The organism is Psychrobacter sp. TB67 (assembly GCF_000511065.1).
GTDB lineage: Bacteria > Pseudomonadota > Gammaproteobacteria > Pseudomonadales > Moraxellaceae > Psychrobacter > Psychrobacter okhotskensis.
The window spans coordinates 1-14,930 of the sequence record NZ_AYYA01000056.1 but is presented as its reverse complement, the minus strand read 5'-3'; the positions used below and the strand labels follow the sequence as shown (position 1 = coordinate 14,930).

General features: G+C 44.7%; 11 protein-coding genes. 9 read left to right on the top strand and 2 right to left on the bottom strand.

Features of this window, described 5'->3' with window-relative positions:
• Positions 1–50 precede the first annotated feature (50 nt).
• The 4 genes from murA to hisC all read left to right on the top strand — a co-directional run bounded on the left by murA (position 51) and on the right by hisC (position 4,887).
• Positions 51–1,319 carry a UDP-N-acetylglucosamine 1-carboxyvinyltransferase gene (gene murA / locus W293_RS0111010; protein ID WP_025652490.1) on the top strand — a complete coding sequence of 423 codons (1,269 nt, stop codon included), beginning with the start codon at positions 51–53 and terminating at the stop codon, positions 1,317–1,319.
• Positions 1,320–1,437: 118 nt separating this feature from the next.
• Positions 1,438–2,130, top strand: a complete 693-nt coding sequence (hisG, locus tag W293_RS0111005; RefSeq protein WP_025652489.1) for an ATP phosphoribosyltransferase — start codon at positions 1,438–1,440, stop codon at positions 2,128–2,130.
• Positions 2,131–2,381: 251 nt separating this feature from the next.
• The gene (gene hisD, locus W293_RS0111000) at positions 2,382–3,677 is read left to right on the top strand and encodes a histidinol dehydrogenase (protein ID WP_025652488.1); all 1,296 of its coding nucleotides are present in this window, start codon (positions 2,382–2,384) and stop codon (positions 3,675–3,677) included.
• Positions 3,678–3,753: 76 nt separating this feature from the next.
• Entirely contained in the window at positions 3,754–4,887 is a 1,134-nt protein-coding gene (gene hisC, locus W293_RS0110995; RefSeq protein ID WP_025652487.1) for a histidinol-phosphate transaminase, read from the top strand.
• Between the two features lie 128 nt (positions 4,888–5,015).
• On the opposite strand, the gene W293_RS0110990 is transcribed toward hisC, so the two are convergent.
• Positions 5,016–6,671 (bottom strand): anthranilate synthase component I family protein, encoded by a 1,656-nt coding sequence (locus W293_RS0110990; protein ID WP_025652486.1) that lies wholly within the window; start codon positions 6,669–6,671, stop codon positions 5,016–5,018.
• A gap of 3 nt (positions 6,672–6,674) precedes the next feature.
• On the bottom strand, positions 6,675–7,910 hold the full coding sequence (locus tag W293_RS0110985) for a beta-ketoacyl-ACP synthase II (RefSeq protein ID WP_025652485.1): 1,236 nt from the start codon (positions 7,908–7,910) through the stop codon (positions 6,675–6,677).
• 583 nt (positions 7,911–8,493) lie between these two features.
• Here W293_RS0110985 and W293_RS0110980 point away from each other — a divergent pair.
• The 5 genes from W293_RS0110980 to tuf all read left to right on the top strand — a co-directional run.
• On the top strand, positions 8,494–9,594 hold the full coding sequence (locus tag W293_RS0110980) for an EcsC family protein (RefSeq protein WP_025652484.1): 1,101 nt from the start codon (positions 8,494–8,496) through the stop codon (positions 9,592–9,594).
• Between the two features lie 410 nt (positions 9,595–10,004).
• Complete coding sequence (gene rpsL / locus W293_RS0110975; RefSeq protein WP_010200611.1) at positions 10,005–10,379, top strand: 30S ribosomal protein S12; 375 nt, start codon at positions 10,005–10,007, stop codon at positions 10,377–10,379.
• A 210-nt stretch (positions 10,380–10,589) separates the two neighbouring features.
• Positions 10,590–11,063 (top strand): 30S ribosomal protein S7, encoded by a 474-nt coding sequence (rpsG, locus tag W293_RS0110970; protein WP_025652483.1) that lies wholly within the window; start codon positions 10,590–10,592, stop codon positions 11,061–11,063.
• Positions 11,064–11,426: 363 nt separating this feature from the next.
• Positions 11,427–13,553, top strand: coding sequence for an elongation factor G (fusA, locus tag W293_RS0110965; protein ID WP_025652482.1), 2,127 nt, complete (start codon positions 11,427–11,429; stop codon positions 13,551–13,553).
• Positions 13,554–13,776: 223 nt separating this feature from the next.
• A partial coding sequence (gene tuf / locus W293_RS0110960) for an elongation factor Tu (protein WP_025650959.1) occupies positions 13,777–14,930 on the top strand: 1,154 nt, incomplete at its 3' end.

The window sequence follows — 14,930 nt, the reverse complement described above, 5'->3', positions numbered from 1 at the left end:
TAAGTCTGATTTTCACTATTTTTAATACTCATCGCTAGGTTGTCACTTCTATGGATCAATTTTTAATCACTGGTAGTAGTCGTATCGCAGGGGAAGTCACTATCTCAGGCGCCAAAAATGCTGCTTTGCCATTATTGGCAGCTATGATATTGGCCGAGACCCCAACGACATTGCACAATGTGCCCTCATTACAAGATGTGCGGACGTTGATTGAATTGATCAGTGGCATGGGTATCAAAATCCAAAAGCAGGACGATACTGTCACTTGTGATACCAAGAGTATTGATAATTTCTATGCGCCGTATGATTTGGTGAAGACCATGCGTGCCTCGATTTTAGTCCTTGGGCCATTGCTGGCACGTTTTGGTGAGGCAGAAGTGTCATTGCCCGGTGGCTGTGCGATTGGTTCACGTCCTGTAGACCAACATCTAAAAGCCTTTGAGGCGATGGGTGCTGAGATTAGTGTCGAGAATGGCTATGTAAAAGCAAAAGCGCCAAAAGGCGGCAAGCTGATTGGCTGTAACTTTTCATTTGACATGATCACCGTTGGCGGTACTGAAAACGTCATCATGGCCGCCGCACTTGCCAAAGGCACGACTGTTTTGGGTAATTGCGCGCTTGAGCCAGAAGTGGTCGATTTGGCCAATATGTTGGTGGCGATGGGCGCTAAAATAAGCGGTATCGGTACTTCTATCATGACCATCGAAGGCGTTGAACGCTTGCATGGTTGTGAGTATTCAGTGGTGCCAGATCGTATCGAAACTGGCTCCTACCTTGCTGGCGCGTTGATGACGCGCGGTGATGTGTTGACCAAAAACACATCTGCGCTGCTATTAACACCCGTGTTAGAAAAATTCGAAGATATGGGTGCGGTGATTACTAGCGGTGATGATTGGATTCGTGCACAAATGAAAGGTCGTCCACTGCCGGTTGATATCCGTACGCAGCCACACCCCGGCTTTCCAACAGATATGCAAGCGCAAGTCATGGCGATTGCTTGCTTGGCGAATGGCACCAGTACTTTTATCGAAAATATCTTTGAAAACCGCTATATGCATGTACCTGAGCTTAATCGTTTAGGTGCATCTATTCAAGTAGATGGTCATACGGCTGTGGTTAAAGGCGTCGAAAACTTTACGGCTGCACCGGTAATGGCGACTGATTTACGTGCGTCTATGTCACTGGTGATGGCGGCAGCAACGGCGGAAGGTGAAAGCTTAATCGACCGTATTTATCATATCGATCGTGGCTATGAGCATGTTGAAGAAAAACTGCGTGCGCTTGGGGTCAATATCGAACGTATCAATACTAACGACTAAACTAACAACTAAACCAGCGATTAAGCTTGATTGGCTTTATAAAGTTGAACGTTTGGTGTTATAAATTAAAAAATCCTCTTTAGTGGGGATACTCACTGCACATGGACACGATGTCATTATGACTGAAGCAAGCAATAGCCTACCAAATGATGGTTTATTAAACGAAGTAAATGATGAGTTCTTTGGCTTAACACTGGCCTTATCAAAGGGTCGTATTTTAGAAGAGACCATGCCACTGCTACGTGCAGCGGGTGTTGATCTTTTAGAAGATCCTGAAGCCTCGCGCAAACTTATTTTTCCAACCTCAAACCCAAATGTACGTGTATTAATCTTGCGTGCAAGCGACGTACCGACCTACGTCGAACACGGCGCGGCTGATTTTGGTGTAGCGGGTAAAGATGTGCTGCTTGAGCATGGCGCGAACCACGTGTATGAATTGCTTGATTTAAAAATTGCTCAATGCAAATTGATGACCGCTGGCGTAAAAGACGCACCACTGCCCAATCGTCGTCTGCGTATCGCGACCAAATATGTCAATGTAGCGCGCGCGTATTTTGCGAGCCAAGGTCAGCAAGTTGATGTTATCAAGCTTTACGGTTCAATGGAGCTTGCGCCATTGGTGGGCTTGGGCGATTTGATTGTCGATGTGGTTGATACGGGTAATACCCTACGCGCGAATGGACTTGAAGCACGCGATCATATTTGTGATGTGTCATCACGTCTTATCGTCAATCAAGTCAGCTATAAGCGCAAATTTGCGTTACTAGAACCCATTTTAGATAGCTTTAAAAACAGTATTGCCGATGCCTAGTAAACCGGTGCCAATCATTGGTAATATAAAGCATGATGATGCGAATTTTTAAACCAGTTTAGCAGGCTATGAGTGATATAGCGTGCTAAACTGGTTTTATTGTCTTAGCTTGCGAAAAAATAAAATCACCGTAAAATTTAGACAAGAAGACAGCCAGTAAGTCGCCATATTTGTGAATAATAAGCATACTTTAGTTATATTCACGCCGTTTATTTTCAGCAGTATTTTATGCTCAGATATAGGATTAGGTCATGCGCCAGTTAAGTACCCAAGATGCCGATTTTGACAATCAATTGACACAACTGCTTGCCTTTGAAACCGTCAATGATGCTGAATTATTGCATACCGTCGACGATATCATCGCACAAGTACGTGCGGATGGTGATAGCGTCGTATTGGCATTAACTCAGCAATTCGATCAGCATCCAGCGACAACGATGCAAGAGTTAGAGCTGTCTAAAGAAGCACTTGCCGATGCATTTGCCAATCTGGATGAGAATGTAAAAACGGCATTGACCACAGCAGCTACTCGGGTACAGACCTTCCATGAGCGTCAAGTACAAGAAACGTGGCAATATGAAGATGAGCTAGGCAATCGCTTAGGTCAAAAAGTCACGCCACTTGATCGTGTTGGCATTTATGTGCCGGGTGGTTTGGCATCTTATCCATCATCAGTATTGATGAATGCTATTCCTGCCAAAGTAGCTGGGGTTACTGAAGTTATCATGGTCGTACCAGCGCCGAAAGGGGTGCTCAATCCTTTGGTATTGGCAGCAGCACATTTGGCACAAGTTGACCGTGTCTTTACCATTGGCGGCGCACAGGCGGTAGCAGCTTTAGCCTACGGTACCGAAACCATTCCAGCGGTGGATAAAATCACAGGGCCGGGGAATAAGTATGTCGCGGCAGCCAAACGCGCAGTATTTGGACAAGTCGGCATTGATATGATTGCAGGCCCCTCAGAAGTGTTGGTATATGCAGAGGGTGAAGCGCAAGATCGAGCTGATTGGCTCGCGATGGATTTGTTGTCGCAAGCAGAGCACGACCGTATCGCTCAAGCTATCTTTGTGACGACCAGTGAAGAGCAGTTAAAAGAAGTCGAGTTAGAGATAGAAAGAGCACTCGCTGAGCTGCCAAAAGCAGATATCGCGCGTGACTCGCTGCAAAATCGTGGTGCACTTATCTTAGTGAAAGATCGTAGCGAGGGTATGGCACTGATTAATCGTATTGCCCCTGAGCATTTGGAGTTATCCGTTGATAACCCTGATGCATTGCTAGATGATATTCGTCATGCGGGTGCTATCTTTATGGGTCGTCACACGCCTGAGGCGATTGGCGATTACTGTGCAGGACCGAACCATGTGCTACCAACATCTGGTACTGCGCGCTTTTCTTCACCTTTAGGTGTCTATGACTTTCAGAAGAAATCATCAATTATTTATTGCAGTGAATCCGGCAGCAAGCCATTGGCTGAGACGGCTGATATTCTAGCGCAACGTGAGGACCTAGAAGCCCATGCGCGCTCAGCCCGTTATCGTTATCAGTAAGATATTTTGAGCGTCTTCATTTTTACTTTTGATAGATATTTTTAATAGTCTGTATGGCTAATTAGTAGGATAATTTATGAGTGAGTCAAAGATAGATACCAGACTTTGGTCATCTAAAGCACGCAACTTGTCACCTTATGTGCCGGGTGAACAGCCACAGCACGACAATTTATGCAAACTGAACACCAATGAAAACCCCTTTCCGCCGTCACCGAAAGTAGGCCAGGCAATCGCTAAGGTGTTAGAGAAGCAAGCGGAAGATTTGCGCTTGTATCCTGCACCCGAATCTGATGATTTGCGGGCGGCCTTAGCGCAGCTTTATAGTCTTGAGGCAAACCAAGTCTTTGTCGGTAACGGTTCAGACGAAGTGTTGGCGCTCGTCTTTGCCAGTTTTTTCCTAAAAGAGCGTCCTGTCTTAGCACCTGATATCAGCTATAGTTTTTATCCGGTTTATGCACAGACGTTTGGTGTCGATCTGATACAAATTCCTTTAGAAGAAGACTTTAGTGTCGATCCTGATGCGTATCGTCAGCCTTGTAGCGGTATCATCATCGCCAATCCTAATGCGCCAACCGGTTTACTGTTATCGCTTGATGACATTCGTAAGCTGGCGGGTGAACACTCAAATGCAGTGGTTGTGATTGATGAGGCGTATATTGATTTTGCTCAAAGCACTGAAAATAATCAAGATACGACGGTTTCAGCCATTAGCTTGATTAATGAGTTTGATAATATTCTAGTGACGCAAACTTTTTCAAAATCACGCTCGCTCGCCGGTCTGCGCGTCGGTATGGCTTTTGGCAATGTCTCATTGATTGAAGCATTAACACGTATGAAAAACAGCTTTAACAGTTTTCCACTCGATAAGCTGGCGCAAGCTGGGGCGACTGCTAGTGTGATAGATGTCGAGTATTTTGAGCAAATGCGTCAGCAGGTTATGGACTTGCGCGAATCACTGACTGCAGATTTAACGGCACTTGGTTATGACGTGCTGCCATCGCATGCCAATTTTGTCTTTGCCCGTCCTAAAGATGGCAATGCTAGCACGGTGGCTTCTGCCCTACGTGAACAAGGTATCATTGTCCGTCATTTTGACAAACCGCGTATCAATGAGTACTTACGCATTACCATTGGTACGCCAGTACAACATGAGCGCCTGATTGAGGCCTTAAAAACGCTACATGACTCTAACGATATCGCTGCGGGTTAATGCGTAATCTTTTGGTTAGCTCATAACGACGATAGCTGAATTGCCGCAATAAATATCGACAATAAAGCCTGCTCAACGTCACGTTGGCAGGCTTTATTTTTTATCATAGGGTCATATAAATCTTAATATCATTTACTAGCACTATTGTCAGCAAGGACTGAGAGCAAATTACCTACCTTATCGAGGCATTCTTGATATTCTGCATCGCAGTCGGAGGCAACCGTGATGCCACCACCTGCCCAGAGACTGACTTGTCTATCACCATTCAATGAATTGGTGGCTTGCAGGGTACGAATGAGCACATTCCATTGGCCACTACCATCAAAGTTCATATAGCCCATGGTGCCACAATAAGCACCGCGCGGTGCAGTTTCCAGTTCGGATATAATCTCAACCGCCCGTTTTTTGGGCGTCCCCGTGATAGAGCCTGCGGGCAAACTGCCAAACAATACAGCTAATGGATGAGTATCTGCCTTTAACTCAGCGGTGATGGTACTCACCATATGATGCACATTGCTAAAGGTCTCAATCGCAAATAATTGCGGCACTTTGACGCTACCAATTTTGGCGTATTTACCCAAATCATTGCGCAGTAAGTCGACGATCATGACGTTTTCGGCACGGTCTTTTTCGCTATCGATAAGCTGCTGTTTATAAGCATTGTCTTGTACAGTATTCAATCCGCGTGGCATCGTTCCTTTGATTGGTTTGGTACGAATATGATGTTTGCCAGTGTTCGTCTCTTTTGTAAAGGTAAAAAATAACTCAGGCGAGCAGCTTAGTAGCTCAAAATCACTTTCACCCTTATTTGCATGGCCCTCACGATCAAGATGACTGATTTGTAAGTACCCTGCAAAGGGAGCTTTGGTATTTCGATGTAGGGCAGGTAAGTAATCAACCAGTTTCGTTGCGCTACCATGATTAGTAATATTATTAAAAGTGCCTTGCCATGCTTGCGTCAGATTGATTTGATAACAGTCGCCTTGCTGTAGATACTGTTGAGTTTTTGCAAAAGCCCTTTGATAATCATTTTTATGCCAGCGCTCGTTCAATATTAATGGCGCCAACGGTGGCTCATTATCATGAGAGGGTTTGTTTCTACTAGATAGTTGATGCTCTAGCGTGTCTAAATACGATATAAGCGCTGATAGTGTGGCGTCTGTTGCTTCACTAGCAGTATTTAAACCTAGCGTATTTAGCCTCCAGCCATTTTCTTTATCTGATGGGGTGAGGTAGATATCGTAATGTCCCAAAATGGCACAAGGCTGCGTTGCTAGCTCAATATGTGCAGCTGGGCTAAGCTCATGAGCAGCGATATCGTAACCGATAAAGCCTATCAGACCATGATGATAACTTGGTTTTTCATTTAAATCGCTTACTGGTTCTGGGTTTTCATTATTAGCATCATAAGTTTGACTATAACTGATTAATTCATCTTGCCAGTCGTTATAACTCCTATAAGTGACAGTGATATCATTGTGAACGGCGTCACGGCAGGTTTTTCTGACTTGATAAAGGGCTGCTTGTTCGTTTGAATCTGGCGTGTTTTCAGCGCAACCATAAACAGACCAGCTGACTTTGGGGAGCAAGCCAATCACTGATCGGCCGTCATTATTGAGCCAAACCAATTGCCAGTTTGCTTCGGCCTGTTGTGCGATTAAATATTGCTGTAGCAGTGGCAGCAGTTCGGCAGCCGTTAGCCCACCAAAACGCCAGCTAGGTTGAGTAGCTGGCGATAGGGTAGAAACTGTCTGCTCAGTATTCTTATGATTTTTTACGGGCATAATTTACGCGTCAAACTTTTTGATAATTAAGGTGGCATTGGTACCGCCAAAGCCAAAGCTATTACTCATCAAGGTTTCGAGATTGGCGTCGCGTTTTTCGGTGACGATATCAAAGCCTTCAGCCGCAGGGTCTAAATTCTCAACATTAATACTTGGCGCAATGAAGCCTTCTTGTAGCATCAGTAAGCAATAGATTAATTCTTGCGCACCGACGGCACCCAAGCTATGACCGGTCATTGACTTGGTCGAGCTGATAGGCGGGACTTTGCTGACATCATTACCGAATACTTTAGCAATCGCTTTAAGCTCAGTGATATCACCTAGTGGCGTACTCGTACCGTGGCTATTGATATAATCGACGCTTTGTAAGCCCGCTTCGGCTAGTGCTTGCTGCATACAGCGTACTGCACCTTCACCGCTTGGTGCGACCATTTCTGCACCATCAGAGCTGGCCCCGTAGCCGACAATTTCAGCCAATATATTGGCACCGCGTGCTTGGGCATGCTCTAAGCTCTCAACAACAACCATCGCGCCACCAGCGGCAATGACAAAACCATCACGGTCTTTGTCATACGCTCTTGAGGCAAGTTGTGGCGTGTCATTATACTGAGTACTGACCGCACCCATGGCATCAAACATACATGACTGCGTCCAGTGTTCCGCTTCACTACCACCAGCGAGTACAATATCAGCTTTACCGAGCTGAATAAGCTCAGCGGCATGGCCGATACAGTGGGTTGAGGTCGCGCAAGCAGAGGCAAGAGAGTAGGAAACACCCTGAATTTTTAGCCCAGTGGCCAAGGCGGCGGATACCGAGCTGCCCATCGTTTTTGGTACCGCCATCGCACCGACACCGCGTAGACCTTTTTCACGCATCGCATCTATGGCATTGACGATATTTTCTGTCGATGCGCCGCCCGAGCTGGCTACGACACCCACACGTGGATTGCTATTGATAGTCTCAAGCGACAAGCCAGCGTGCTCGATTGCATTCAAGGCGCTAACATAGGCATAGAGGCTGGCATCACTAAAGAAGCGCTTTAATTTACGATCTATAGCGGAGGTGTCAAGTTCTGCTTTATCGATACTGCCACTAACGTGCGACTTAAATTCATGCTCAGCATAAGAGTCGTTAAATGTAATACCAGACTGCCCTTGCTTAAGAGCGGCAGTGACGGTGGCTAAATCATGTCCGATACAAGAGACAATCCCTGCTCCAGTGATAACAACGCGGCGCATATTCTATTCCTTATTAATAACGATTTTTGATAATTACCTTTAATAATCGCTTTTGAGTCCAACATTCTATTATGTAGCGGTTGGCATGGCTGTTTTTTGTAGCAATAGCCTGATGAAGACAGCCTAGAGGCTTAAATAACGACTATTTCTAACAAGTCTTTTAACCTATATAGGCCGCTTTCACAGGATTATTGCTTTTATCATAGAACCAAATCCATGATAAATAGTGGCCAGCTAATGCCTCAGCCTATGCCATATGATAACGTATCAAGGGTTCAAAATCTTTGGATAAGTGCAAAATAACGACAAAACATTGATTACGGTTAAAAGTAACTATCCCTGTCTGTTTTGCGATATGATAATCGTTGTTTTGGTCATTGAGACATGGCTATTTTTGTCCAAATAAAAGCAGGGTAGAGGGGTAGGAGAAGGTCGACAATTATAAATAAACCATACTTTTAGATACAAAATTTGTGAGCGCGATAACATTGTTCGCACTGACAGCCGTTTGCCTCATTGGCTAAAATGACCCATTCATTACTACTATAAAAAAACGACCAATCATCATATTAAGGACATCACGATGGCAAAGCGTAGCACTCTCTCTAAAGGCATCAACACTATTGGCTCTTTTACGCGCAATAATCTGGAGCGCATGGGTGCAGTGATTGACAGCATGAATGCAAAAACGGGTAAGCCAAGTCACTATAAAGCGGTAAATCTAGGCGATGAAGATTTTCAACAAGACCTATTCCGAGAACAAACCCTAAAGGCGACCCAGCAGTTATTGGGCACACGATTTGCGACTTATGGCAAGTATGCCAAAAAAGTAGTGCCGAATAGTTTATTCCAATCGACGGTTGACGGGGCATTTGCACAAATTGCTAAGCTTGCAGCCACTTGGAGCCAGATTGATTTGCCCAATGAGCATCGTTTTGCCAGCGTGGCGAGTTTAGACGATGAAGAGCGCTACGCATTGGCGACCGACATTGCCAATCAAAACCGTGCGCTTGCTACGATTGGTGGTTTGACTGGTTTGGCCGGACTACCAGGTTTGTTGGCTGATACTTTATGGCTATTGCTGGTCTCTTTGCGTACCGTTTATCAATTGGCGGCGGTTTATAATAAGCCGTTGACAGGTAAGCAAGGCGTGAAGATGGCGTACGAGCTGCTTGCCAATGCTGACCTCAGCAAGATGCAAGAAAAACAAGCGCTACTGGCGGGCATTGGTATTGGTAAAGGCTTACTGGATAATGCGCAAAGCAGCGGTTTACACAATGAGCTTAAAAATCTAGGTCTTAAAAATAAAAATGTGAACTTCTATGCTGAACAAGTAGACAATATTGCCAGTCAAGTAGGCATCGATCTTGATCAGATCAATTTGTCATGGATACGTCGTTTTTTACCAGGCACTGCGGTAATAGTAGGTATGCGTTATAATAGTCAGCTCATTGACGAGGTTATCGGGGTAGCGCAAGCAACCTTTGCTCCAGAAGCAAAACTTGCCAATCGTGCGATTACTGATGATAGCGGTAGTGAGAAAGAGGTAAGTAAAACCACCAGTAACGATGAGCAGAAAGAGCCAAAAGACCAAGACAGTAAAAAAGACAGCTCAGATAAATCGTCAGATAGCCAGCCAAAAAATACAGAGACGGACAAAGCAGCTGACCAACCAAAGAAGTAAATTGAAATAACGGTCCATATTTAAATGTAGCGATATTTTCTTGGCTGTCTTGAAAAACAAGATAATATCGCCATTTAATGGTCACGAACTGCCAAGCATTTATCTCTAAATATCTTTTATCGATAATGCTTGTGTTCATACTGCCTAAGTCTGCCAGCTTTACCGTATTTAACGTCTTGTTTTTCAGCTATTTTTTAGTGCAGAACAGATAAAGTGTTATAGTGGTAGGCTTAATGCATATATATCGAATGTTGTAAAGTAAAACCACTCATAAGTGGTTGAATTAGCAGCAACAACTCTTTATAATATACTGTCCTAAAAATGGGTGTGCCGAAATCTGCGAATTGCGTCAGATCGATGGTGCATTGCCCCATTTTTTTGTTTTATACCAAACGGGAGAAGGATGCCTCATGGCAACAACTAACCAATTGATTCGCAAGGGTCGCAAAACCATCAAGGAAAAGTCAAAAGTTCCTGCGTTGCAAGCGTGCCCACAACGTCGCGGTGTATGTACTCGTGTATATACTACCACGCCTAAAAAACCTAACTCAGCCATGCGTAAAGTATGTCGTGTACGTTTGACTTCAGGCTATGAAGTATCAAGCTACATCGGCGGCGAAGGTCATAACCTACAAGAGCACAGTGTTGTTCTTATCCGTGGTGGTCGTGTAAAAGATCTACCAGGTGTACGTTATCATACCGTTCGCGGTGCACTAGATTGCGCAGGCGTTAAAGACCGTAGACAAGGTCGCTCTAAATATGGTGCCAAGAAGCCTAAAGCTTAATATTAGCTTAGCTTATTTGCATTACCCAATAACTGTGCATGGGTTCGGTGTCAGCGGTAGTATTGGTTAATATAAATTATTTTATATCGACTGGTTACTCGCAAACATACCACCATGCAGTAAGGCTAACTGACAACTCATCACCCTGTCCTATTATGACAAGTATGATGTTGTGAATGTTGGACACTCCTGAAGACAAGGAAATTTATTATGCCAAGACGTCGCGTCGTTGCTACCCGTGAGATCCTACCGGATCCTAAGTTTGGTAGCCAAACTGTTGCAAAATTCATCAACCATGTAATGAGTGATGGTAAAAAATCTACTGCTGAGCGTATCGTTTACGGTGCTCTTGAGACAGTAAGTGAAAAGCGTAAGATTGAAGATCCAGTCTCTTTCTTCGAAGAAGTTTTAGAGAATGTACGCCCAATGGTAGAAGTAAAAGCTCGCCGTGTTGGTGGTGCTACCTACCAAGTACCAATGGAAGTACGCCCCTCCCGTCGTACTGCCTTGGCTATGCGTTGGTTAGCTGAAGCTGCTGCAAAGCGTTCTGAAAAATCTATGGCTTTACGTTTGGCTGGCGAATTGAATGATGCCGCTGATGGTAAAGGCAACGCTATGAAGAAACGTGACGAAGTTCACCGTATGGCAGATGCTAACAAAGCGTTCTCTCATTACCGTTTCTAAGCTATTTTTTAGACTACCTATCAAGAGTAGTTTTAAAGAAATAGCTGATGCTAGTTAATTATTTATTCTATTGATTGCCGTCATCCTCATCAGATTATTGATATTTTTTCATCGTAAGATAATAAAATACTCACATAATCTGGATGGCGGACATCTGTCAAGATGCTGTCCTGAAAAGGATACTGTTCTTTATAGACAGCATCCCAAATTTGATGCCGCACTATTCTAAGTATTTGCTCTTTTTTTGTCCGTATTAGGCCCAATAATCAGTAAGTAATATTACGAAGCTGACTGCTTTGTCATAGAGTATGAGGTAGAGATACAACACATTAATATATACACGAATTTCCCTAGGAAAACACTATGGCTCGTAAAACTCCCCTAAAACGCTATCGCAATATTGGCATTTCTGCGCACATTGATGCTGGTAAAACGACCACGACAGAGCGTGTCTTATTCTATACCGGCGTTAGCCACAAGCTTGGTGAAGTTCATGATGGCGCAGCCACCATGGATTGGATGGAGCAAGAACAAGAGCGCGGTATTACTATTACTTCTGCGGCGACGACTTGCTTTTGGTCAGGTATGGCAAAGCAGTTTGACGAACATCGTATCAACATTATTGACACCCCAGGTCACGTTGATTTCACGATCGAAGTTGAACGTTCTATGCGTGTACTTGATGGCGCTTGCATGGTTTACTGTGCAGTAGGCGGCGTTCAGCCACAGTCTGAGACCGTATGGCGTCAGGCAAACAAATATAAAGTTCCACGTCTTGCATTTGTAAACAAAATGGATCGCGTTGGCGCTGATTTTTATCGTGTTATTGAGCAAATCAAAACTCGTCTAGGTGGCAACCCTGTACCATTGGTTATTCCAATTGGTAAAGAAGACGACTTCGAAGGCGTTGTTGATCTTGTGACTATGAAAGCTCTATATTGGGATGAAGCGTCTCAAGGTATGGAATTTGAAGAGCGCGAAATTCCAGCTGAACTACAAGAAAAAGCGGAAGAGTATCGCGAACATCTTGTAGAAAATGCCGCTGAAGCATCAGAAGAACTCATGAATGAGTATCTTGAAAACGGTGAATTGTCTGTAGAGCAAATCAATGCTGCTATTCGTCAGTTGACTATTGATAATCAAATCATTCCACTACTTTGTGGTACTGCCTTTAAAAACAAAGGTGTACAAAAGATGTTGGATGCGGTTATTCAGTATCTGCCTGCGCCAATGGATGTACCAGCTATCCGCGGTATTCTTGATGACAAAGAAGAAAGTGAAGGCACTCGTGAAGCATCAGACGAAGCCCCATTCTCAGCTTTAGCATTCAAAATCATGAATGATAAGTTCGTTGGTAACTTAACCTTCGTTCGTGTTTATTCAGGTGTTTTGACGCAAGGTAGCAGTGTCTATAACCCAGTTAAAATGAAGCGTGAGCGCGTTGGTCGTATCGTACAGATGATGGCGAACTCTCAAGAAGAGCTTGCAGAAATTCGTACTGGTGATATCGCAGCATTGGTTGGCATGAAAGATGTGACGACTGGTGATACGCTATGTGATGAGCAAAATGTTATCACACTTGAGCGTATGGAATTCCCAGATCCAGTTATCAGTCTTGCCGTTGAACCTAAGACCAAAGCTGACCAAGAAAGAATGTCTATCGCTTTAGGTCGTTTGGCCAAAGAAGATCCATCGTTCCGTGTACATACTGACGAAGAATCTGGTCAGACGATCATCAGTGGTATGGGTGAGCTGCATCTAGAGATTCTTGTTGACCGTATGAAGCGTGAGTTTAACGTTGAAGCCAACATCGGTGCGCCGCAGGTTGCTTATCGTGAGACGATTCGTGAGACGGTTGAGCAAGAAGGCAAATTCGTACGTCAAACAGGTGGTCGTGGTAAATTTGGTCACGTTTGGTTACGTCTTGAGCCTATGGATCCAGCGGGCGACGTTCTATATGAATTCGCTGAAGAAGTGGTTGGTGGTACGGTACCAAAAGAGTTCCACGGTGCGGTTGATAAAGGTATTCAAGAGCGCATGAAAAACGGCGTACTTGCTGGCTATCCAATCGTTGGCGTAAAAGCGACATTGTATGACGGTTCTTACCATGACGTTGACTCGGATGAGCTATCATTTAAAATGGCTGGTTCTATCGCTTTCAAAAAAGGCTTCATGGCAGCAAACCCTGCACTACTTGAGCCAGTGATGAAAGTTGAAGTTGAGACACCTGAAGATTACATGGGCGACATCATGGGCGATTTAAACCGTCGTCGTGGTATGGTTCAAGGTATGGAAGATTTACCTGGTGGTACTAAGCAGATTCGTGCAGAAGTCCCATTAGCGGAAATGTTTGGCTATGCCACACAGATGCGCTCAATGTCTCAAGGCCGTGCAACATACTCAATGGAATTCCAAAAGTACGCTGAGATTCCAAAATCAGTGGCCGCTGACATCATCTCTAAGTTCAACTCTAAAGATGGCGACGAGTAAATAATCGTTATTTAATAATGACAATATAGGGCATATCTTTATATTGTCATTGAAGAATACGCCAATAATTGGTTAAAAGACTTGTTATTGGCCGTGATTTTCTTATAATATCTGCACATTAGTATGTGCACCCTTTTAACAATTATCTTAATGTGGTCAGGATTGTCTCAACTACTGTATTTATCATAGTTGAACACTGCCCCCAAAAAAAGAGGAAATACCCATGGCAAAGGCCAAGTTTGAACGCAGCAAGCCACACGTCAACGTCGGTACCATCGGACACGTTGACCACGGTAAAACCACACTAACCGCCGCTATCGCAACCGTAGCAGCAATCACCTCAGGTGGCGAAGCCAAAGACTACGCGTCTATTGACTCAGCCCCAGAAGAAAAAGCACGTGGCATCACCATCAACACCTCACACGTAGAATATGACACCCCATCACGTCACTACGCCCACGTCGATTGCCCAGGTCACGCCGATTATGTTAAAAACATGATCACCGGTGCAGCCCAAATGGACGGTGCAATCCTAGTCGTATCAGCGACCGATGGCCCAATGCCACAAACCCGTGAGCACATCCTGCTATCACGTCAGGTTGGCGTACCATACATCGTCGTATTCATGAACAAGTGCGACGTTGTTGACGACGAAGAACTGCTTGAACTCGTAGAAATGGAAGTTCGTGAATTACTAAGCGACTATGACTTCCCAGGTGATGACACCCCAATCATCCATGGTTCTGCTACTGAAGCCCTAAAAGGCTCACAAGAAAAATACGGCCAACCAGCCGTCGTAGAACTACTAAACGTACTAGACACCTACATCCCAGAGCCAGAGCGTGACATCGACAAAGCATTCCTAATGCCAATCGAAGACGTCTTCTCAATCTCAGGTCGTGGTACCGTTGTGACCGGTCGTGTTGAATCTGGTATCGTTAAAGTTGGTGACGAAATTGAAATCGTTGGTATCCGTGACACTCAAAAAACCACCTGTACGGGTGTAGAGATGTTCCGTAAACTGCTTGACGAAGGTCGTGCAGGCGAAAACTGTGGCGTACTACTACGTGGTACTAAGCGTGAAGACGTCCAACGTGGCCAAGTACTCGCTAAGCCAGGTTCAATCACTCCTCACACCAAGTTTGACGCTGAAGTATATGTGTTGAGCAAAGAAGAGGGTGGTCGTCACACACCATTCCTAAACGGCTATCGTCCACAGTTCTACTTCCGTACTACTGACGTAACTGGCGCAATCCAATTACAAGACGGTACTGAAATGGTTATGCCTGGTGATAACGTTGAGATGGGCGTAGAGCTTATCCACCCAATCGCTATGGACAAAGGTCTTCGCTTCGCTATTCGTGAAGGCGGCCGTAC

Bases quoted from the DNA above. Each gene is read 5' to 3' on its own strand.
- rpsG (WP_025652483.1), top strand. From the start codon at position 10,590: ATGCCAAGACGTCGCGTCGTTGCTACCCGTGAGATCCTACCGGATCCT.
- fusA (WP_025652482.1), top strand. From the start codon at position 11,427: ATGGCTCGTAAAACTCCCCTAAAACGCTATCGCAATATTGGCATTTCT.
- hisC (WP_025652487.1), top strand. From the start codon at position 3,754: ATGAGTGAGTCAAAGATAGATACCAGACTTTGGTCATCTAAAGCACGC.
- W293_RS0110980 (WP_025652484.1), top strand. From the start codon at position 8,494: ATGGCAAAGCGTAGCACTCTCTCTAAAGGCATCAACACTATTGGCTCT.
- rpsL (WP_010200611.1), top strand. From the start codon at position 10,005: ATGGCAACAACTAACCAATTGATTCGCAAGGGTCGCAAAACCATCAAG.
- hisD (WP_025652488.1), top strand. From the start codon at position 2,382: ATGCGCCAGTTAAGTACCCAAGATGCCGATTTTGACAATCAATTGACA.
- hisG (WP_025652489.1), top strand. From the start codon at position 1,438: ATGACTGAAGCAAGCAATAGCCTACCAAATGATGGTTTATTAAACGAA.
- W293_RS0110985 (WP_025652485.1), bottom strand. From the start codon at position 7,910: ATGCGCCGCGTTGTTATCACTGGAGCAGGGATTGTCTCTTGTATCGGA.
- W293_RS0110990 (WP_025652486.1), bottom strand. From the start codon at position 6,671: ATGCCCGTAAAAAATCATAAGAATACTGAGCAGACAGTTTCTACCCTA.
- murA (WP_025652490.1), top strand. From the start codon at position 51: ATGGATCAATTTTTAATCACTGGTAGTAGTCGTATCGCAGGGGAAGTC.